The sequence below is a fragment of the Asaccharospora irregularis DSM 2635 genome, from assembly GCF_900129815.1.
In the GTDB taxonomy this organism is placed as follows: Bacteria; Bacillota; Clostridia; order Peptostreptococcales; family Peptostreptococcaceae; genus Asaccharospora; species Asaccharospora irregularis.
The window spans coordinates 1-22504 of record NZ_FQWX01000033.1 but is presented as its reverse complement, the minus strand read 5'-3'; the positions used below and the strand labels follow the sequence as shown (position 1 = coordinate 22504).

General features: G+C 27.2%; 17 protein-coding genes, 1 pseudogene and 1 CRISPR repeat array. Of the genes and pseudogenes, 1 reads left to right on the top strand and 17 read right to left on the bottom strand.

Features of this window, described 5'->3' with window-relative positions; all coding sequences use genetic code 11:
• Positions 1 to 6 precede the first annotated feature (6 nt).
• A CRISPR array of direct repeats spans positions 7 to 566; the repeat unit is 29 nt; unit sequence CTTTACAAACCACTTAGTTAATATAAAAC.
• Between the two features lie 190 nt (positions 567 to 756).
• From BUB34_RS10580 to BUB34_RS10500, 17 genes are all read right to left on the bottom strand, one after another.
• A complete protein-coding gene (locus BUB34_RS10580) occupies positions 757 to 3006 on the bottom strand; it encodes a CRISPR-associated helicase/endonuclease Cas3 (protein WP_073127132.1) in 2250 nt (749 codons plus the stop codon).
• A 9-nt stretch (positions 3007 to 3015) separates the two neighbouring features.
• A complete protein-coding gene (cas5, locus tag BUB34_RS10575; RefSeq protein WP_073127130.1) occupies positions 3016 to 3837 on the bottom strand; it encodes a CRISPR-associated protein Cas5 in 822 nt (273 codons plus the stop codon).
• Position 3838: 1 nt separating this feature from the next.
• Entirely contained in the window at positions 3839 to 4861 is a 1023-nt protein-coding gene (gene cas7i, locus BUB34_RS10570) for a type I-B CRISPR-associated protein Cas7/Cst2/DevR (protein ID WP_073127128.1), read from the bottom strand.
• On the bottom strand, positions 4851 to 6194 hold the full coding sequence (locus tag BUB34_RS10565) for a hypothetical protein (protein WP_073127126.1): 1344 nt from the start codon (positions 6192 to 6194) through the stop codon (positions 4851 to 4853). The genes cas7i and BUB34_RS10565 overlap by 11 nt, the downstream gene beginning before the upstream one ends.
• Positions 6195 to 6197: 3 nt before the next feature.
• On the bottom strand, positions 6198 to 6938 hold the full coding sequence (cas6, locus tag BUB34_RS10560; RefSeq protein WP_073127124.1) for a CRISPR-associated endoribonuclease Cas6: 741 nt from the start codon (positions 6936 to 6938) through the stop codon (positions 6198 to 6200).
• Between the two features lie 117 nt (positions 6939 to 7055).
• Positions 7056 to 7265 carry a helix-turn-helix domain-containing protein gene (locus BUB34_RS10555; RefSeq protein ID WP_073127122.1) on the bottom strand — a complete coding sequence of 70 codons (210 nt, stop codon included), beginning with the start codon at positions 7263 to 7265 and terminating at the stop codon, positions 7056 to 7058.
• A gap of 279 nt (positions 7266 to 7544) precedes the next feature.
• Positions 7545 to 8567, bottom strand: coding sequence for a glycoside hydrolase family 5 protein (locus BUB34_RS10550; protein WP_073127120.1), 1023 nt, complete (start codon positions 8565 to 8567; stop codon positions 7545 to 7547).
• Positions 8560 to 10833, bottom strand: a complete 2274-nt coding sequence (locus tag BUB34_RS10545) for a glycosyltransferase family 2 protein (protein ID WP_073127118.1) — start codon at positions 10831 to 10833, stop codon at positions 8560 to 8562. Before BUB34_RS10545 ends, BUB34_RS10550 begins: the two co-directional genes overlap by 8 nt.
• 18 nt (positions 10834 to 10851) lie before the next feature.
• Positions 10852 to 12438: a CotH kinase family protein gene (locus BUB34_RS10540; RefSeq protein WP_073127116.1), complete on the bottom strand. Its 1587-nt coding sequence runs from the start codon at positions 12436 to 12438 to the stop codon at positions 10852 to 10854.
• On the bottom strand, positions 12435 to 13112 hold the full coding sequence (locus BUB34_RS10535; RefSeq protein ID WP_073127114.1) for a DUF4956 domain-containing protein: 678 nt from the start codon (positions 13110 to 13112) through the stop codon (positions 12435 to 12437). Before BUB34_RS10535 ends, BUB34_RS10540 begins: the two co-directional genes overlap by 4 nt.
• A 16-nt stretch (positions 13113 to 13128) precedes the next feature.
• Positions 13129 to 13818, bottom strand: coding sequence for a polyphosphate polymerase domain-containing protein (locus BUB34_RS10530; RefSeq protein ID WP_073127113.1), 690 nt, complete (start codon positions 13816 to 13818; stop codon positions 13129 to 13131).
• Between the two features lie 309 nt (positions 13819 to 14127).
• On the bottom strand, positions 14128 to 14970 hold the full coding sequence (locus tag BUB34_RS10525) for a L,D-transpeptidase family protein (RefSeq protein WP_073127111.1): 843 nt from the start codon (positions 14968 to 14970) through the stop codon (positions 14128 to 14130).
• A 194-nt stretch (positions 14971 to 15164) separates the two neighbouring features.
• Positions 15165 to 17666, bottom strand: a complete 2502-nt coding sequence (locus tag BUB34_RS10520) for a DEAD/DEAH box helicase family protein (RefSeq protein WP_073127109.1) — start codon at positions 17664 to 17666, stop codon at positions 15165 to 15167.
• A gap of 502 nt (positions 17667 to 18168) precedes the next feature.
• Positions 18169 to 18414: a hypothetical protein gene (locus BUB34_RS10515; protein ID WP_073127107.1), complete on the bottom strand. Its 246-nt coding sequence runs from the start codon at positions 18412 to 18414 to the stop codon at positions 18169 to 18171.
• A gap of 493 nt (positions 18415 to 18907) precedes the next feature.
• Positions 18908 to 21127, bottom strand: coding sequence for a DUF262 domain-containing protein (locus tag BUB34_RS10510; RefSeq protein WP_242948875.1), 2220 nt, complete (start codon positions 21125 to 21127; stop codon positions 18908 to 18910).
• A gap of 166 nt (positions 21128 to 21293) precedes the next feature.
• On the bottom strand, positions 21294 to 21629 hold the full coding sequence (locus BUB34_RS10505; protein ID WP_073127105.1) for a hypothetical protein: 336 nt from the start codon (positions 21627 to 21629) through the stop codon (positions 21294 to 21296).
• 202 nt (positions 21630 to 21831) lie between these two features.
• The gene (locus BUB34_RS10500) at positions 21832 to 22146 is read right to left on the bottom strand and encodes a hypothetical protein (RefSeq protein ID WP_073127103.1); all 315 of its coding nucleotides are present in this window, start codon (positions 22144 to 22146) and stop codon (positions 21832 to 21834) included.
• Positions 22147 to 22364: 218 nt separating this feature from the next.
• Here BUB34_RS10500 and BUB34_RS14010 point away from each other — a divergent pair.
• A pseudogene (locus tag BUB34_RS14010) lies at positions 22365 to 22504 on the top strand (transposase); the annotation flags it as partial.

The window sequence follows — 22504 nt, the reverse complement described above, 5'->3', positions numbered from 1 at the left end:
AATCTTCTTTACAAACCACTTAGTTAATATAAAACACATAAGAAAAGCATTAGAGAAGCTTTATATTGAGTTCTTTACAAACCACTTAGTTAATATAAAACCACTCATATAGATGCGAAAAATCTTACCGTAACCGACTTTACAAACCACTTAGTTAATATAAAACATAATGAAATTAGTTTGTAATATGTTTATATTTTGTACTTTACAAACCACTTAGTTAATATAAAACTTTGAAATTGCTTGTGATAAAAAACTCCATACCCTACCCTTTACAAACCACTTAGTTAATATAAAACCTGAACGTTTTAACACTTTAAGTGAAATGCTGTAAGTATTCTTTACAAACCACTTAGTTAATATAAAACGCCCCTTTTATATTAAAAAAAGCTAATACAATACAATCTTTACAAACCACTTAGTTAATATAAAACTGCTTCTGCTACTGTTGCAATCTCCGATGCACTTTGCTTTACAAACCACTTAGTTAATATAAAACGCAGGGTACAGGAACTTGTAGATAGAGCAAAGGAACTTCTTTACAAACCACTTAGTTAATATAAAACCCCAAAATAAACTCCAAGCATAACCATTGAAATAGCTACACCACACACTATAACAATCCCCTTAAAATCTCTTACTTTGCAGTGAACCTGCAGTAAGGTTTTTAGATAATCAGCTTAAACCACCTAAATCCAAGTAATGCCAACGCATACACCCTATTCTCATATAAACTGCGCCCACTGCATTTTTAAATTACTTACAATTCACTTTAAACCCAATCTCGCTAGAATAGCTATAAAAACCTTCCCTAACAACAATATACCCATCTACTAGATATATACCTTCTGACTTTTTCAATTTGTAATAGATACTATTTGGTACTTGAATAGAATTCAGTTGATATTCCCTATACAACTTTGATTTATCAGGTTTATTTCTTAATAATTCAAAATCTCTTTCTAGTATAACTCTTATACTTTCACTATTACCTCTAAATAACTTACCTGCCTCTTTTTTGTTATCAACAATATTTAAATAAGGCTCATACTTAAATATAATATCCTTACCATTCAAATTATCTTCTCTAATATCGAAAATACCCTTTATTATTTTACTAGCTTCTGTAAACTCTTTTTCAAAATAAGCTTTGACTTCTTTTTCCTCATAATAGCAATCTAGCAAAACCTTTCTATCTTTCATAGATAAGACTTCATTTTTAGATTTTTTAAGTTGCTTAAACATCTTCAATGTGATTTTCTTAAGCCCTTGGTCGTATACATCATCTTTATCTTCATCTATAATGTAAAATTCACCGCTATCTAAAGTATTGTGCCTATTACATCTTCCCATCCTTTGTATAATTGATTCCATAGGTGCGTTATCACTTATAACAACTGGAAAATCTAAATCTAGTGATATCTCAACACCCTGTGTAGATACCCAAACATCTCCACTTTGTGTTAATATATCTTTATATTTTTGGCACTTATCTTCAAACTTATATCTACTATGTAATAAATTCACCTCTTTATTTTTATCAAGTGATTCTTTTATAAACTCGAAAGTATTCATAGCTTCTTTTACAGTATTTTTAACTATAAGCACTTTATATCCTTTATTAATACTTTCCTCTACTACTTTAAATATTGATTTTCTATCATTTTTTAATATGTTTACTCTTACTTTCTTATTTTCTTCAACTTCCTCATCAATATTTGACTCTATAAAACTAACACCTAAATTATCTAACCTTTCTTTATAAACCTTAGGCAAAGTTGCTGTCATTAAATGAAAATTAGCATTCAAATACTCTGTTGAAAACTCTATAAAATACAGTAAAATTAAATACATTCTTGGATCTAGAAGATGTACTTCATCTACAGTTATATTTGCCCCATAAATACTTGCAAAGATTTTTTCATAGCCTGGGTATTTAAACATAGCCAGTAAAAGTTGATCTATAGTTGCAATTATATAAGGTTTGGCAAAGTTTCTAGATAAATATTTTTCTTCTGGACTTACATACAAAGATATATCTCCATGTAATATTCCCACATTATCAACACCTAGTATATCTATTGCATCATTATAAAAACTTTCTGCTGATATTTTATTTGGAACAAGAAATATTTTTCTATTTGAGTACCATCTATAATCTGCTACAGTCTTTCCACTTCCTGTAAATGCTTGCGTCAATACATTTTCTTTGGAATGTTCCCCAACTACTTGCTGTACTGGTTTAAACTCAACATTCATTAATTTATTTTTTTCTCTTATATGCTCTATTAACTTATTATCTATATCTTCTTTTTTATATGCTAAATAGTATTCAAAATCTTTTATTTGAGTAGAAGCTAAGTGATCAATTAAGTTTAAAAATCCTTTCAACAATATATATATATATTGGTATTCTCTCACTCCTTTAAAATCTTCATTAAACTTGTCCATGAAGTCATAGTCTAGTATATCCCTTCTAAACTTAATATCTATATTTAGTTTCTCGTTAATATAACTTTCAATCTCATCTAAATTATAAATATCAGCTTCTAAAATAGCCTCTTCTATATCATGATAAATTGATTCTTCTATTTTCGCTCTATTTAAATCTAAATAATAATTATAGCTACCATGATGTAAAAGTAGCACCTTAAATAAAATTAATTGCTGCTCTTCTTCTAAATCTAATTTTTTAAATATAAATTTTAAAAATGCTCCTGTTAAAATATTATGCCTTTGGCCTTTTATGTTTTCTTTTCCCTCTAATGTCTCTTGCATTTTTATATTAATTTTTCCTAAATCATGGAGTACACAAGAGATTCTTAGTAGCTTTTCAAAATTAATAACAATCTCATCTATAGTTTTTTTATCAACATATTCAAAATCTGAATCACTTAGTATTTTCTTTAATACAAACAACAAGGAGTCAATATGTTCTACTAAAGTTTCTTTATTTTGATTTATCTTTTGAGATTTTGCCAAAATACTTTTCTTTTTTATATCCATATTTACCTCCTATAACCATGTAAATACTATATTCTCTGTATCTGTTTTATAAATATTCAAATCAATATCGCCAAGATAAGCCCCTCGATCATCTATATAGACATAGTTTCCATACTCAATTACTCTATCTACCTTTTCAGCAGTCAAATCCTTATAAGTCTTGGGTAATGAATACAATACTCCATTATTAAGCAAGTTATTGCTTTTTTCTGATTTTAAGTCTACTGGTACATACGTATTTTTTATTTTATACTTATTTTTTATAGATTCTACCTTTGACTTTATATGCACCTTTTCAATTTCAATTTCCTTTACAAATAAATCCCCCTTTTTTGCTGGATATATAAAATCTTCTTTTCTTCCTAAACATAGATATTTTTTCGGTTTTTCCAATGCTTTTCTTACTAGCTCATTATCTTGTGTTGTTAAAAATATTTTAAGTTCTACATCTTGTAAAGTTTCAAAGTTCATTATTCTATTTTGCTTTGTCAATTTATTATAGTTATATATCTCTCCATAATCTAATTTCTCATTTGTCTTTGATTTAGTTATACGTCTTAACTCTTTTTTTAATTCATTTTCATAGGATCTTATAAAAGATTCACTCTCTCCTCTTATAAATTCACTACTTTTATTTCTATAAGTTCCAATTACACCTATTTTAAAATTACTTTTTAGTTCTCTATCTATTAAATTAGATATCATACCTGCAATAGTAGTTGCTGTAGGCAAATTTAATGTTGGAATATAATCATCCTGCATCATGAGTGGCTCTCTATAATGGGCAAAAGGTTGTTTTATTTCTAATAAAAGTATCTTTTCCTTAGTCATCTTACTCACCCTTTAGATACCATTTATTATCATCATTTATATCTAACCTTGATATTAACCCTTTAATCTCTTTTACTGGATACCCAGCTTTTATAATATCTTTTATATCGAGCTTTTCATAAAACTCCTTATCTATTTTGGTATTTATCCTATTACTATATACAGCTAAAGTGTTCTCCTTTGGCAAATCATAACTATAAATTGTTTCTGCAACCTCGTTTAAGTTTAATCTATTTTCCACATCCATTGAGATATCATTCCAAAAGTACGGTACAACTGATTCAAATGCACCCCCAAATACTGCCAAAGGTTTTAATAGTACTGTCTGATGTTTTATAGTTCTAGTTAGGTTACATATAACATCTACTACATCTACTAAAGCTTCTTTTCTAAGTTCCTTGTCCATATATATTCTATCTTTTGGCGCTAGATATTTTCCGTCTTTTACTTCTTTAACCCCAAATCTATCTAATTCTATTGTTATTGTATATACATAGTAATCTCCAAATATTTCTTCATTTGCTAGTGCTTGAGTTTTTGGTAACTCACTATCGTATTTTTCTCCATCTTTTTTAAAGTACTCTCTTTCAAGCTCTGTTTCTAAAAATCCTCTGTTGGTAATTAATTGTGTATCATTCTTAAAAGTATGCAAAGATTTTAAAGGTATTATTCTAAGTGGAGAAGTTTTACTTATCTGTTTGTCCGGTATTAAATAACCCATTATATCATTTTCCATACCATGTTTATCACAGTTTTCTATATCTTTCTCATATGAATGCATATTAGTTATTTTACCTTTTTTGTCTACATTCAAAACAATTCCGCTAAGAGGCCAACCCTTTTTATGAAGCCCTTTCCTTATTTCATAAGTTATAGTTCCTACACTCGTTATAGCATGTGGTCCATCACTCATAAATCCTTTTTTTATTGGGGTATAATTACCAAAACCTTGGTCATTAGATAATGCTACTGAACTTTCTGTAAGTATAGTCATACTAACACTTGAAATTATATTATTTATCATTTACTTTTCCCTCCTCAGTATTTTTACTTGATAAAAATCCTTCCATAAATCTACCTATTTGGTAATGAATCTCATTGCTTGAAGATTTCATAATGATATAAGAAAATTTATTTGGTATCCTTAATTCATTTACAGATATAAGGTGTACTAAAATTTGAAATAAACCTGTCCTATCATCAGACTTCATCATTTGGTTTATCTTAAACATTATAGTTTTCTTATTTTCCTCAGGTATTTTCCCACTTAAACTCACTCCAAGTTCCTCAAATGCATTACCTTTAGATTTACATTCCATACTACCACTTCCTTTATCATTCATTTTTAATAATTCTAAATAGGCCTGTACATTAATTAAAGTTTTTGTCTTATTTAATCCCTTTCCCTCTCCTTCATCTATATAAATCAAGTTATTTATTAAAACATTCTCTAGCGATGATATATTTTTAGAAATTACATATGATTTACAAATTTCTTTTCTCTTTGAAGGCTCTTTACTAAAATTAAACCTATCTATTATGTCATAGTATTTTATAATTCTTTCTATATTCTGTACCTCAATTACATTAGTAAGATTTAATATTATACCTTTATTTGTATCAATAGATATTTTGTAAGTTCTTAGCCTTTTGTTCATATGTTTTGATAATCTTTTGTAAAAAGACTTTTGATTTAAATTTTTGAACTCCAATGCCATTTTGTAATTTAGAAAATTCATTAAATTCAAATCCTCTGTATATATTATAAATCTAGGTTGTTTTGTGTTTACATATAATAAATACATCAAATTTAGAAATTCACACTCAAAGCAAACACTTTCATTTCCGTTTCCATAGTTGCTAAACATATTGTTTTCAGCTCCCATAAATGAATAATTATACTTTGAATTTACTCTTGGCTTAGATGTTGTTTTATGGGTAATATCATTATCAGTAGCTAGATTATTGTGACATATACTACATATATTTTCAGATACTTGATACTCCTCTAGCACTTTTTCTTGTTCGCTTAATTCCTTCATATTTATTCCTGCTACAATATATATAAGTTTTTTAAAATTACTATGGAAATTCTCTACACTCTGTGCATTACTTCCATATTTAGGGCTATTTCTTAAGTAAGGAAAATAACCATAGTCCAATTTATCTATAGTTATAAATCTAATAAAATCTTCTTCTTTAAAATCTTTAATTTTAAACATATTAGAAGATAATTCACCCTTAACTTTATATCCCTTTTTTGACATTTCATCTACAATATTATTCAGATATATTATACCTATATCCCTAACAACCTCTCCACTTCTATAAAACCTAAGTTCTTTAATTTTACTCACCTCCTAGCCTATAACATCTACCATACCAAATGATTGACATCTCCTGTGTCCTACCCCTAGTTTATATATTAAATTTAGATCCTCAGTATCCCCACTTAATTCAAATGTACCTATATAAGAGTTAACATATAAAAACCTTTTTTGAGTTATTCTTTTAAAATCCTCTATTTCCTCTTTGATGACTTTTTTCTTCATATTTATAGGCTTAAATCTTATATACTCTTTTGCCCCATAACCTCTGTAATTTTCTAAGATTTTATTTATAATATAGTTCATTTCTTCTTCGTAATTAGAGTCCTCAATATCTATAAATCTACCTTCTTTTGTTCTAATTGCTATTGGAGAAAGTGTTTTGAATACCGCCCTTCTACCCTTTATAGACTTTTCTTTTATCATGATTATCTTTTTCTTTTTAAGGATAAACCCCTTGTAATTAAAAATTACTTTATCCATTAACCCATTGTATAAATCAGTCATAAATTCTAAATCTGGTGATGAAAAGTTTAAAATAACCTTTCCTCCTTCTTTTATATTAATTAAGTCTTCTTTTATTTCATAATTTGTAACATATCTTGCACAACAGTAATGCTTCTTATTTCTACTATCTTTATGGTTTTTATTTAAAAACATTTCATTAAATAATTCTGTATTGGATTCCTTTATCGCTTCTTTTACTATACTTACGTCCTGCATATTAGAATGTAGTGGTGTTTTATCTGTCTCAAATTCAACACTAAATCTCACCAAACTACCCCCTTTCTAATTTTAATTATTACCTTATATATTTCCATTTTTTATCTTAATCTCCTTTAAAGATACAGAGATATTTTATATTCTTGTATCTTTAATTGTAAATTTTTCTTATTTTTTCAAATATCCTCCTGATTTAGATAACTTACCTATAATTATTTGATTGGTAGATCTTAATTTTTTTATATCTCGTTGTATTGTTTTTGATGATACTCCAAGTTCCTCGGCCATAATTTTTGATTTGACTGGTTCCTTTGATTCTTCTAAAATTTTAGAAATCATTTTTAATCTCTCTTCTGATTTATAGTAATATACTCCCATGCTATATCACCTCCTTTTTTTATCTCATTATTTAAAATCATGCTGGAGTTTAATTATATTATCTACAGAAATTTTAGTTTTTAAACCAGACATTTTTTGTTTCAACAAAAAAACAATATATACATTTGTATATATTGTTTTTTTACCACTCTGTTAATAAAGTTTTGTAATCTTTAAAACCATGCGTTTACAAACCACTTAGTTAATTTAAATCTTTATTTTATATTTTATACTTTTACTATATTTTGTAAACCTTTTTGTTATAATAAATTTCAATTTTTAATTAGAAAATGCATCCTTGATAAATTTTCCAACGGGTGTCAACTCATCATCATTCCACTTACTTAATTTATCAATATCATATCTTATAAATGAATATGGTTCATCTTTATTACTCAAAGACCAATTAATCCAACTAATATTGTTCTGGTCTAAAAAATCTATAAACTCTCTTCCTTTTTTAAAATCTATTTCACCACTACCCTTTTCTGGGCTAAGTCCCCATTCAGAAATAAATACCGCTAGATCGTTTTTTAATGCATCATTTAATAAATATTTATATCCTCCATCACTTGTTCCTGTGTACAAATGGTAGGTATACATTATATTTTCATACTCCAAGGGGTCGTTTATAGCACTCTTTATATCTACACAATGATTAGGAGTCCCCACAAGTATGATAGCATCTGGTGAATTTTTTCTTATTATAGGTATTATAATATTTGCATACTCTTTTATATCGCTCCATGAGGTATCACCACTTGGTTCATTAAATATTTCATATATTACACCTGGTTCGTCTTTGTATCTAGTTGATATTTCATCAAAAAACTCTTTAGCTTCTTCTATATATGTGTTAGGGTTATTATCTTTTAGCGTGTGCCAATCTACTATGGCATACATATCCGCCCCCAAAACATTTTCTATTCCTTGAAGTAAATTTTTCATTGATTCTTTTTTATTATAAATATATCCTTTATTTTGGTCTGTGTACATCGCCAATCTAATAGCATTAGCTCCATATTCAGATAGTGTATCTAGGCTTCTCGTATTTATATATTCTGGATACCACATAAGTCCATGGCTACTCATTCCTTTTAATCTTACTATATCGCCATTCTCATTTATAAGATTTGTTTTTTTTACTGATAAGTGTCCATTTTCTTCTAAGGCATTTTTATTTACATTAGATTCACTATAATTTGACCTTTGTAATAAAAATATATTTAAAAATAAACTTACTAACAATGTAATAAGTATAATCACATTAAATCTAGATTTATTTGTTTTTTTATTAAACATTTGCAAGTTCCTCTTTATTTTCTAAAACTCCAGTCCAGCTTAGTATTATCTCTCTAAAACTTTCATCATTTGAAATATTTTCCCAGTCTTCTATTTTGTATAAAGTATTGTTTTCTGCTGTAGCTTTATCACATTTTAAACAATTTAAACTTAAGTCATCCTTCAATTTTAGATTAATATTTTTATCATCTAACTTTCCTTTAAGTAGTATATACTCATAATTAAAATTAACTACTTCTACTGTATTTCCATCTGTTGTATTAACATTTACTTTTACCGGTATTCTAGGCAACTTTCTATTGGAAATTCTATGCTTTCTATTTCTATCAATCGTATTTGATTTAATTTCTTTAATAGTGTTTGATCTCATCTCAGTCGCTAGAGTATGTCCTCTATCATATACTATCTGATAATACTCATTTTTATCTTTTTTTGATAAATGATTTAGTTTTATACTATATTTCCATTTGTCCATGAATTTATCAACATGAACTACTCTACCTTTTAAATTCGCTTTATAATCTAAATATTTAATACTTATATCTATATCTTCATCGTATGGTATATACTCCGGTGTATCTATTGTAAAACTCATTCCATATTCTGATATATCTGATGTAGTAGCTTTTAACAGTCTTTCATTAAAACTTAAATCTACATCTAAATTTGTATAGTATCTTTCCTCGCTTCTATAATTTACACGGCTGAGCATGAAAAATACAGCCATAACAAGAAAGTACATATTCATAACCAACCAAAATATAATTACTAAATTTCCTAGGTGTTTATATTTTATAAGATCCTCTACTGAAAATACCAAGCCAATTACTGATATAACTATCAAAATAATATGTGGTACTGAATATTTAAAAGCTACATTCTTTGATGATACCCTCTCTTTTGATGTTACGTTGAACTTTCTAAGAGTAACTCCGATAGTTTCAAGGAGTATCGGTATTACTAAATATGGAAAAATTATAGTATCCACTATATTACTCCACTTTTGGTTTCTTAAATTACTAGATAAATATCTCAAAGATATATTGTATAATAAATACGACGGCAACCATATAAACATTAATTCTTTTACAGTACACTCTACTATAAGTAAACCAAACACAGAATATAATATTGGAGATATTATATATATAAATCTTCTAAAGAACGTGGTCCAATATAAAAAACAAGTTATATAACTTAGCTTGGCCCTTATCCCCAGATTTGAAAATAAAAAATTAAAACTTCTTATAGTCTGAACACAACCTCTACCCCATCTTTGGCGCTGTTTTATCAGACTTTTAAAATCAGTTGGCGCGAGTCCATGTGCTAATACTTCTGATATTGCAAAGCATTTATACCCCTTACTTTGTATTTTAATACCTGTTGCAAAGTCTTCGGTTATATTTTTTATGGCTATACCACCAACTTCTTCTAAAGCCTCTCTAGATATTAAGGTATTTGAACCTGCATATATCGGTGAATTCGTACGATTTCTACCCACATTGACTTCCTTGAAAAAGTAATCCTGCTCATTTGGTATATTTTGTTCTGAGTATAAATTATATTGAAATAAATCTGGATTATAAAAGCTTTGAGGCGTTTGTATAAACCCTACTTTATAATTTTCATCTACTTTATTTACTCCATCTATATCTTCTTTTATTACCCATTTATTATCTGCATCCTTTTTCATAAGCGGCAAACTAAAATAAGGAACTGTCTTCATTAAAAAGTCACTTCGTGGTATCATATCTGCATCAAACGTAGCTATAAGAGGTGATGTGGTTTTGCTTAATGCATTGTTTAAGTTTCCTGCTTTTGCATATTTATTTTCAGCCAATCCTATGTACCCTACTCCCATTTCATCTGCAAGTTCTTTCATTTCTATTCTATTTGTATCATCACATATGTAAATATGGACTTTACTTTTATCTGGGTATTTCATATGAGTACAACCATTGACTGTCTTATATAGTATTTCTGTTGACTCTGAATGAGTCGCTATTAATACGTCGACATCCGGGTAAAATTCTACCGGGATTTCTGGCATTTCTGGTTCTTTATTTGAACTTAAATTTTTGTAATGTGAAAAAGCTTCTATTACCCCTACAGTTTCTGCTATTGCAAGTGATAACCCTGCTATTAAGGATATCATCCCGTGATGTATTGGAATAGTAAAAAACAACCTCCAGAATATATATATAAATGCAGTTATACTAGATGCTACTAATAAAATTTTCCTCTTTATACTAGTACTCTTTTTCATGCTTATCCCCTCTTATTTTTAATCTCTTTGTACAAGAATTATAGATACTACAAATATACCTATGAATATTATAGATAGTACACTAGTTATCATTGTCTTTTTATCATCACCCAGTATAAAGCTTTTTGCTTTTTCTAATGTACTTTGGTTTTTCTCATTTTCTCTAAATTCACTAAATTGGTATAATGAGTCTATATTTTCATCTAACCACTTTCCGTGTTCCCTTATAACAAATTTCATTTTTTCAACTTCAGTATTATACTCACTCTGGTATTTCCATCTAAGTGTATCTCTTTCTATACTAGGGCCTAAAAACATAACAGTTTCATCTATATATTTTATTAAATTCTTCTCACTTAATATGTCTTTTCTTAAATATTTATACCTGTCTATCAATTTTTTCGTGAAATTAGAATCTCTTAGTAGTTGACTAAACCAGGGTGCATCATGCATTGCTGTAGAATCAATTTTCAGTACGTTTTGTGATTTTATATCATTATCTAGACACATATCAAAATCCCAAACTGGGCCCATATTAATTTTAGAACCATTTTCTTTGTATATATAAGTTGAATGGTATCCAGAATCGTAATTGGCAAAAAACTCATTTATTATAAAATAATCTATAAACGATTCTACATCTATATAATCTCTGTACTTATAAAACTCGTCAATATCACTAGAATAAATAGATTCTTCAAATTTATTTATATCATTAGTTATATAATCTATTGTTTTTTTTGTTATTTCATCTTTCTTTGGATATTTAACCTCTAGGTATCCTACTGGGAGCTTATTTTTAGTTGAATAATTGTCTAGCAGTATAGCATCTTCTTCAAACCTATCTCTTCTTAGTAAATAAGATGATTTTGTAAATTTGTTATCATACTCGGAAATGCTTACTCTATCTTCTCCCTGTTTTACATTTTCCATCATAAGGTATACACCTTCATAGGTATACTTATCATCATCTTTCATTACCACTTCACAGTATCTTACATCTGGAGTATATGGCATTACTTTCCCTGCAATATTTAAAGCCATATAGTTTCTAAGTAGAGTTCTGTCTATATAGGATATATTTAGTACCCACTCCCATTCTTTTCCCATACCTAGTATATCTTGCTTATTTTTACTTCCATCTTTGTTTGTTGTTTTTATTAAATACTGTTTTTTAGGAAATCTAATCGATGTATTTCCTCTTTGCCTGATTAGTATATCTGATTTGTTGGTAGGCTTACTCTTAATATTATTTATGCTTTTCTCATTGTCAATAATAGTTATATTGCCATCAACATATGGATCTATATCTAATGGTGCAAAGTAGCCTTTTTCTTTGTCCCAAGCAACTCCAGCCTTTGGATTTTCACCCTTAGTATCTATAATTACTAACGGCAAGTGGGTACTAAAAGAATCACTTATAGTATTATTCTCTTTTATATCAAATTCTTTTGGACGGCTTTTTATTTTTTCTTGTCTATGACTATGTACTCTTTTTTGAGAATTTTTTTGTATAAATATAGATAGTGAAATACTTGATACTAATAATCCTAGTGCTACTAATATACTTATATTTCTTTTACTAGAAAATACTTTTTTCATCATCTATTTATGTCCTCATTTTGACAAACTAGATTAACTCTTTCTACTCCATCTAGTTCATATAATTTTTTATTTATATTTCCTTTGTCTTTAGAAGAATTTATTATACGCTGTGAAAGTTCATATATATATTCAACCCTTTCACTAGTCGTATTTTTTACACGCATATTAGCTTCACCATCATAAAACACTAGTATAGCCTTTTCTATTTCCTCTTCAACCTCTGTACTTGCATGTATTACAAGTAAATATCTATCATTTGACTTTATGTGACCAAATATAAGTAAGAATATAAATAATATTGCACTCCCTACTGCTGCTATTGTATATTCAGATACCCCACAGCAAATACCCACAACTATACACCAAAATATATAAACTGAATCTCTTGGGTCTTTTATGGCTGTTCTAAAACGTACTATAGATAGTGCACCAACCATACCTAAAGATAAAGCTATGTTATTTCCAATTACATTCATAACCATAGTAGTTATTATAGTTAGCATTGCAAGTGATACATTGAATCTTTGGCTGTATACTGCCTTTGAATGAGAGTATCTATATGCCAAATATATTACTATAGATAATATTATTGATACTAAAAAATTAAGTAATACCTGTTCAATACTTATAGATACATTACTTTCTTGAAGGTATTTTAAAAGCATTTCTTTCATTTGTAGTTTTTCCCCCTTATAAGTAGCTAATATATCTCGACATACAGTATTTACTAGCTGATGTTTGAGATCTATTAACGCTATCTATTATGTCTTTTACATAACTTAATAAAAAATTGTTGTATTTTACTTCTAGTATTGTCTTATTAGTTACCGTATTTAAAGATAGTGAAGGATTAAATATATCCATATTTGATTCACTAGATTTCAAATCACTATCTATAGTTACCCTTGTATTGTTTTCTTTCACTATATAAGCTAATCTCTTATATTCTACTATACATTTTGGCATATATAAATCAGTTTGCATTATATTACAAAACCTATCTGCTAAATCATTGTTTAATTCTTTTAGTACTCCATAGTTCCCTTTTAGGAGTTCTTGGGCTATTTCTTTTGGTATTGTCAGTGAGTACTTATGTTGATATTCACCGTCTTTTTGTTTTAGCTCTAATTTTAAAAATTTAGCTTCTGGATCATATATTCTAAGTCTTATTTTTCTTCTGCATTCTAATCCATTCTCTTTGTCAAAGTAATCATTATTATAGAGTGTGTCAAAATATAGTGATCTGACCATGTACCCATCGCCTGTATTGTGCGGATCTTGAGTTAGTGTTTTAGATAAGGTATTTTTTAGGTTCATTGCAGCGAATTCATTTATTTCATATTTCTTTTCTACTCTAGTTACTATGTTTTGATTTATCAATTTACAACCCCCTCTTAGTAATTATAGCTATATATTGTAGAAAATAGTAGTATATTCAGAAAATTTTTGTTATATGTTTGATTGTAATTTGACATGCCCTATTCATAATTAGAATTGTTAAATCAAAATAGTGGTTGTCGCATAAGCAATATAAAATCTGCTGAGCAAAACCCCTTTTTTATATTTAAAATATTAACTTATATTTTATAGTTTTAATAGTTTTATGGTTAGAACGTTTCCTTTTTCATAAACAAAGCTTGTTAAATATAGATTTCATTAGACAATTTCATAACATACATAAGTATTAAATTAGTTTATAATTATAGTAGTTTTATCTAATATATTATCATAAATCCAGTGAGCATTTTCTACAGCTAATCGAATACATCCATGGCTCAAGGCCATCCCAAGTCTATCATCAATTATTTCAGTTCCTGCTGGATTAAATAAAATCGAATGATAGTAATAACTACCTCGAATTCTAGTTGCATATTTCACTCTATAAGTATCAGAACCAAAGTAAGGCTTTCTACCGCTAACATAAAAAGTACCCTTAATAGTTGGTGTACTAGGCTTACCTATTGTACATGGCCACTTATATAATAAATTCCATGAACCATCAGGATTTTTTTCAAATATATAAGTAAGTTTATTTTCTAGGTCTGTTGTAATTAAATTTATAGTTGGACTTTTAATTTGATTGTCATTTACAAACTTTATCATATCCGTATAAAAGTACTCAAAATTATATTCTTCAGGTGGATTTCCATCATCAGAAAGGAAATAGCTAAATATATATCCTACTTGATTATCATAAATAGCATAACTCCAATCTCCATTTACTGATATCACTTGCACTATAGATTTTGGAGGAATTATAGCTACTGGATTTGACTCAGCAGATGGATAAGACCTTAAAGTAACATCTGTCCATGTATATTTTGTTTTGGATAAATAATCACTATATAAATACCCTCTTTGTCCATTATATAATACTTCATACCAATCTTCTTCAGCTCCAATAACTTGAACCTTAGATCCTATCGGTATTACGGTAATTACATTTGAAGAAGTAGATTTTTCTTCTCTTAGATTAGTGTTAGCTAAGGTGTACTTATATGAATTTTGTTGTTGCCTTTCATATTTTTTCATACTTCACCTCTAATATTTACTTTTTATAATAATCTATGAGACTTTTTCTTTATTTATCACTATTATACTCAAGACTAATTGGTGTAAAGTTTTTAATTATTCTCATTTATAACTTTTTTATGTAATATGAGTTTCTAATTTTAATGAATATAAAAATAGAGTAATAATTTTAAGTTACTACTCTATTGGTTAAATTAATACCTTGTGTTATTTCCACACTTATCGCATAAGTTTGCATCTTTAGGTAATCTATTCCCACAATTTCTACAATATTTATATTTTTTAACATTTTGCGTATCGTTGTCTTTACTTAATATATCTTTATCCTTGTCTAACTTTATATCTACTACTCTTTCAGTAATTACATCATCTGCAATTTGACTTTCATATGTCATTTCTTTATTAGGAATATCTAATTTATATCTTATAGCCATTTCATCCATAAATCCATCTAACTCCTCTGAATTAGGGTACTTCCATTCTAACTCTCTAAACTTATCGTCATGTTTAAAAAATCCATTTTTGTGAAGTAACTCATGATATATAAGATATTTAATAACTTCACGATCTACCTGTGATGATGACATTAACTTATTAACATAAATTTTATAGATATCCTGTTCATCTTCTATTGTCCATCTACAACATAGTGCTAGCCAGCTCTTTACAACTGTATCGCTCCATTCAATACTTAAAAGATTATCTTTATTTAAAAATGTATTTTCTTTTAATACTTCATCAAGAAGATCTTCTAAATCATACATATTATCAATAATATTATATTCTATTCTCTCATCTTCACTTTTTATTTCAGCTTCTTTTTTTAATTGATATGAATTAAATACCGTTTTCTTAAATATATAAAATAATTTATATATTTGTTTTAATAATGGTGTACTTTCAAAAATTTCTTTCAACCATTCCTCTTTTTCTTCATCTTTTACGAATAGTTGATTCATCTTTGCTGCTATTATTTTCGGATCTAACACTTCTCTTTCTTCAAAAGTATAATATATAGGCATTTCACCATCTTCATATAACTTGTCTAATATTAATTTTACTCCACTTTCTTTGGGTTTAATGTTACATTTATTAAAACAAATGCTTATAATAGCTGTAGCATTTACTTTACCCTTAATAAATTTATCTTTAAACTTTTCAATATATTTAAATCCATCTAGTGTATCTTCATAAACCAATACATTAACATCTTCACCATTTTCATTTAATACGGCATACCAACCAACAGGTAACACTTCGTCAAATTCTTTAGATATAACATTAGCTTTCATTCTATTATAAAGTTTAATATATATATCCCAAGGGGTGTACTGTGATTTAATCTCTATAACCCCTTCATTGTCATTATTATTTTTTACTTCTGTTGATGGTGTTTTGTCTCCTATAGATTCAATAACTAATTGCTCCGGATCTAGCCAAAAAACAAACTTATCCCATGTATCATGAAAATCTATAATATTTACTTCCTTAGTCCCACCTACTGCTGGTCCTCTTAATCCTCTTCCTATCATCTGCATAAGTAATGAATCACTATTTGTTTGTCTAGTTAAAAATATAGTCTCTACATCTGGAATGTCACTTCCTTCAGTAAGTATTTGTACATTAATAAGTACATCAAATTTATTTTCTTTAAACTTCCTTATAGTGTCTTGTGCTCCTACTTTATCTGAAATTACATAATCACACTTTACTCCTGCTTTTTTGAATTCTTCGTATAATGTCCTGCAATGATTCTGATTTAGAGCAAATATTATTGTCTTCCCATACTTATTTTTATTATCTAAATATTGCTTTACAATAAACTTATTACGTGAAGATGATTTAGCTATTTGATCCTTTAATTTTTCTGATAATTCTCCAAATTTGTTAAAAAAAGCTTCATCATCTTCTGTTATTAAATATTCTATTTCTCCTGCAATATTAGTTTCTATTTTTTTATATACAGGATTTGCTAAAAAACCACTAATCAATAAATTTTTCAATGTGACTTCATATATGTATCCTTTGGAATGACCTATATTACTTTCTGCATTTACTGTAACATTAAACATATCGAATAATCTTTTTCTATCATAATCTTGCATTCTAGTTGGTGTAGCTGTTAATCCTAATAATATTCTATTTGGATTTAGCTGTGTAATTCTTTTTAATACTTTTTGATATGATGGCGAAACAGCATGATGTGCTTCATCAATAACTACAATTAACTTTTCTAACCCTGGCTCTCCTAACATTCTTTTAATAAACCTATATCCATATTTGTTAGCTACAGAGCTTATACTACAAATATTTATATCGTATCGTGAAGCTTGCGACATTTTAAAATGTATGCCTGATACAGGTATTATTCTCAATTTTTTTATTCCATACTTAGCTAATGCTGGTGCTTGATTTCTAAATTCGTTATTAGTTTGGTCTATAAGCTCTTGTCTATGAGCAAGCCATAATATACGATAACCTCTAGCAACTCCACTATTTAATAACCAATTTACTGCAGTAAAAGTTTTTCCACTTCCTGTTGGCATTACAAGTAATCCATTTTGTTGTACATTCTTTTTACCATTTAAATTAAAGTATTTATTTAATGAATCTATAGCCTCTATTTGATGACTCATTGGTTTTCTTGAATCTGCAGATGACTCTTTTATATTAATTGGATCTGTATATAAATTCATACTTTCCTCCATTCCCCTGTTAAATAAATTTTTTCTTCATTTCATTTTTTACTATAATTACACAATAATTGTGGTTATTTTTTCATTTTATATAATATTAAGCCTGCATAATACTTAGTGTTAATGGTAATAAAAAATAAGAAACACATATCAGACTCGTTGTATAATTAAATCTCCACAATAAAATAACCGAAGATGTTTGCATGTAATCAACTAGTATTATATCGAATATTCTAGGAATTAGTGATAAGAATCTAGTTTTTATAATATGCGAAATCGAAAAAAATAAGAGATATTGAGTTTAAATTATACCCTATATAGGTTCTATTTTAGACAATATCTCTTTTATGGATTTCAATGTTGAATACGAATTGCAAGAATGATCCCCACAAATTATAATACTTTTATTATTCTATCATATTACCATCATCTCTAACTATTACACTAAACATTGTACGTGGTATATAGTTGGGTAAATACGATTAATACTCCCTACTTTATATTATGAAAATCCAGCTTGTTGTTTATAGCTACCATATGAATTTTTAGAATCTATTTCATATTCGCTGATTTGTTTTAATCCCCTACCATGATGTGCTATTTCATTTCCAAGTGAATCTATTCTGATTCCCTTGTATGCTTGAAGTATCTGACTAGCTCCTTCTCCATGTAATTGATTTAAATTAGACTGTGAGATACCTGAAATTATATTTACTTTATCTTTATTCTTATTTTCTTTTTCTTTCATTTAAGCTTCTATATCCTTCATAGTTTAATTTATAATACTCTTCTTTAATATATATATATGGATTTAAAATATTTTTCATATTCTAAATCCACATTACAAATATCTAGTTTTTCATTATATGTACTGCTTAATAATTTTTTATCATCGAAATGGATTTATATACCATCCTCAGTATGTAGATAAACTTTCTAAATATGTTATTATATATTTATCATGATTATATATCATTTAATACGTATTTTTTTGTCAAATATTGACTTATTATTTATTTTATTTTCTCTTTCTTTGTAGTAATATGTAAATTATCAGTTATTTCATTGTCAACAAAAGAAAAGACCACATTGAATATCAATTCAACATGGTCTCCATATACTATTACTTCAACACGATCTTTATATACGATTACGTCCTTATTTGCATACAAAATAAGCTAGATGAAATAGTAATTACCTCATATAGCTCTATCGTATATTTTCATCTAAGTCTTATTACATTATTTTATAGAAAACACTACTTCATTTAACTCTATGTCAAATTCTTTAAGCAAAAATCTTATTATATTTAATTTAGCCTCTGTATTTAAATTTGTTTCTAAGTAGATATTATCTGAAATTTTAGTTCCTTTTCTTAGTTTAGTTACTTCTCTAGATTTATTATTATCTATAATATCTCTTTTATATGTTCTATCTATAATGTTATTGAACCTTACAGGATCTAAATCATATAAAGTAAAAGCAGCTTGTTCATAAAATTCTGTCCAATTTTTAACTTTATGACATTCTCCTAATATACTAAAGGATACTATACTTTCATTAGTAAAATTAATATCCTCATCTTCTAATGTAAATAAATTTTCACTATTTCTTGGTGGCTCATATATTGTACTTGGATATTTCCAAATTTCTAATGCTCTATTTAATAATATTTTAGTTCTATTTTTTATTTCTTCTTCACTCCACTTCTCTATAGCTGAAATATACTTATTTAAGTAAAGTCTACTATCCTTAAACCCACTCTCCATTTCTTTCTTTTCCTCAAATGTTTTATTACTTAATTTAGAATTATAACCTGTCAAAGTTAAATTTCCAATTGTATGTAAGTATTTATTATGTATTTCCTTATAATTTTCCCCTAATGATTCTTTCCACTTGTTTGTTAATGTTTGCGGCATAATATGTTCTATGTTAAGTGTATTATCATTAATTAAGTTTTCTAAATCAACACGTTCTTTGTTATTATAATTTTCTAGTCTCTCTAGTAAATATAGCTTATTTTTTGACTTAGTATTATATATATCTTTTGTTTCAAAAGCATTTGAAAACTCATTATCATCTGGGAATCTTTGAGATGATTTTTTATTTATAAAAGTATATTTTAATATTTGCGAATAATTTTCCCTATAATCACTAGATTTTTTAATTTCTCTACCTAAGTTCATAAATATTTTATTCAATGCATTCGTAGGTACATCACATATTATCCTTCTTAGTATAAAACATTCCACTAAATTCAGAGCTTCTATAAGCTGATCTGTACTTAGTATATTTTCATTATAATCATCAAATAATTCTAATAAAAATGGATATGATACAAAGATTTCTAATTTATTTACCCTTTTGAGAACTTCATTCACCTCACTATTGCTAGTACTTGAGTCAAATATTTCTTTATAATAATTAGAAAATTTAAGTAAATCCTTTAACAAATATTCTATATTTATATCATTATCTGAAACATATCTTTTGAAACTAACATGTACTTTATTTTTATTTGGTATATTTCTCTCTTTTATAGTTAAATAATCTCTTATAAAACTGCTTACATTATTTTTCGTATTTTTTTCAATTCTATACCAGTAATTATTATAGAATTCTTCTTGTGCTTTAGAATCTCTACCCATTAATACAAAGTTTCTTACCCTATCAGCTTCACTTAAATCTAATCCTGTTGAGTTTAAACTTTCAAATATTAATTGAGGATCATCTTCTCCACTCTTTAATTCTATTTCTACTATTATTAATTTCTGTATGGCATCAAATAAGTCATCTACTGATATATTATCTTCTCTTATCCTATTATAAAAATATAGATAGTTTGAAACTATATTAGAATTTTGGTTTGTGTTTATTTCTTCTTCAAATAATCCATAGTATGCTTTTCTATCTTCTACTATTGGCTTTAATTTTATTTTCCCCTCTTCATTCCTAGAGTGTTTATTTATAAGATAACACTCTTTAATTTGTTCTTCTGTTGTAATAATTCCTCTTGATTGACCCAACTCTCTTATTATCTGACACATGGCAAGCAATAGTATAGACATAGTAGTCACTCTTTGCTGTCCATCTATTATTAAATATTCTTTTCCCATACCGTATATAGATACAACCGATCCTAAGAAATGAGTTCTAAGTCCAGAATTTATTATATCTTCTAAATCATCAAATAATCTCTTACATTGTTCTTTCTTCCAGTTATAATTTCTTTGATATACTGGTATTATAAAATTCTTATTAGATCCTTCTAAATAACTAAGAAATTCAATTTCTCCTGCTTTCATATATCCACTCCCCAATCTTATAAAATTCTTATTAGATCCTTCTAAATAACTAAGAAATTCAATTTCTCCTGCTTTCATATATCCACTCCCTAATATTATAAAATTCTTATTAGATCCTTCTAAATAACTAAGAAATTCAATTTCTCCTGCTTTCATATATCCACTCCTCTATAATTATATAAATTTACTTTGTATTCTTATATTATATCAAAGTTTTTACTTATAAATATATAGGATATCATTTATTAATTTATTATATATCTTGAAGTTATTATACATATCTTTTAATACTGCATTTATTTTTATTTAAATAAGTATATGATTATTTTAGTAAATATTTAATTTCTTCATTTTTATATATTACAGTTATACTATAGTCACTATATAGTAAATATAGAGTTGAATTGTAGGTATTAACTTCATTCTCATATATTACATCACTAAACTCTGCTACTAACCCTTTTAATATATTTGATTTGAAATATTCTAATTCTTCAATATCCTCAATTACAAACACATATCCACCATAATATGTTGATTTTCTGTTATCTCCATAGCTTTCATTAAGAACATTGATAACATTACCCACATTTTCTACTACTTCCTTTGGATATTCTGATAATAAATTTAAATCTTCTTTCTTCCATAAGTTAATCATTTTTAGCTTCCTACTTTTAATTTTTTGTAATAAAAAGAGATGTTAGTGTTTCTACCAACATCTCCATTTATTAATTTTGGCTCTTTGTCAAATAACGTTGATGAAGTCAATATTTAATACAGTTTTCCTGTATAGATGCTGTTTTTAAATTACTTATATTTTTTCTCTTAGTAATACTCTTAATCTTAAATTTTTTAAACTTCTAAATCCGAAGATTACTCTTTTGAGTACAAATATCAAAAACTTTTCCAGTTTCATTATTAACTAAATTTACACTCATTGCAGCATCAACTGATTTTAGAGACTTAAATTCATCTATTCCAAGTACTCTAGGAAGATATTTTTTACTAATTTTAATTTCTGTACTTCTAAGTACTCTGGAAACCGTACTTGATGATACAAAATGTTCTTCTGCAATTAGTTTCATAGATTTGTATTTGCAAAGATCCTGCAATATTGAAATTTTAACGTCTCTGGAGATAAAACACCCTTTGTCTGTAAGTTGAGTTTCAGCCATAAACGACTCATTACAGTGCTTGCATTAGAATCTTTGATAACGTAAAATAATTTGTGCTTATGATGAAATAAATACTCCTTTATGGCAATGATAAAAATATAATCAGATGCCAGAAAGGGGTATTTTTTATGAGTACACTAAGTAAAGATTTAATAAGACAAATTATAGCTGATGGAGCTCTTAGTAATCCAAAGGATATAGGAGAATATTTAAAAGATATGTTTAAAGATGTAATTCAGGAAATGTTGGAGCAAGAGCTAGCGCTCGAGCTTGGTTATCAAAAGGGCGATAGCCGAAATAAAACTACTGACAATAGAAGAAATGGATATAGCAAAAAAACTGTTAAATCTCAATTTGG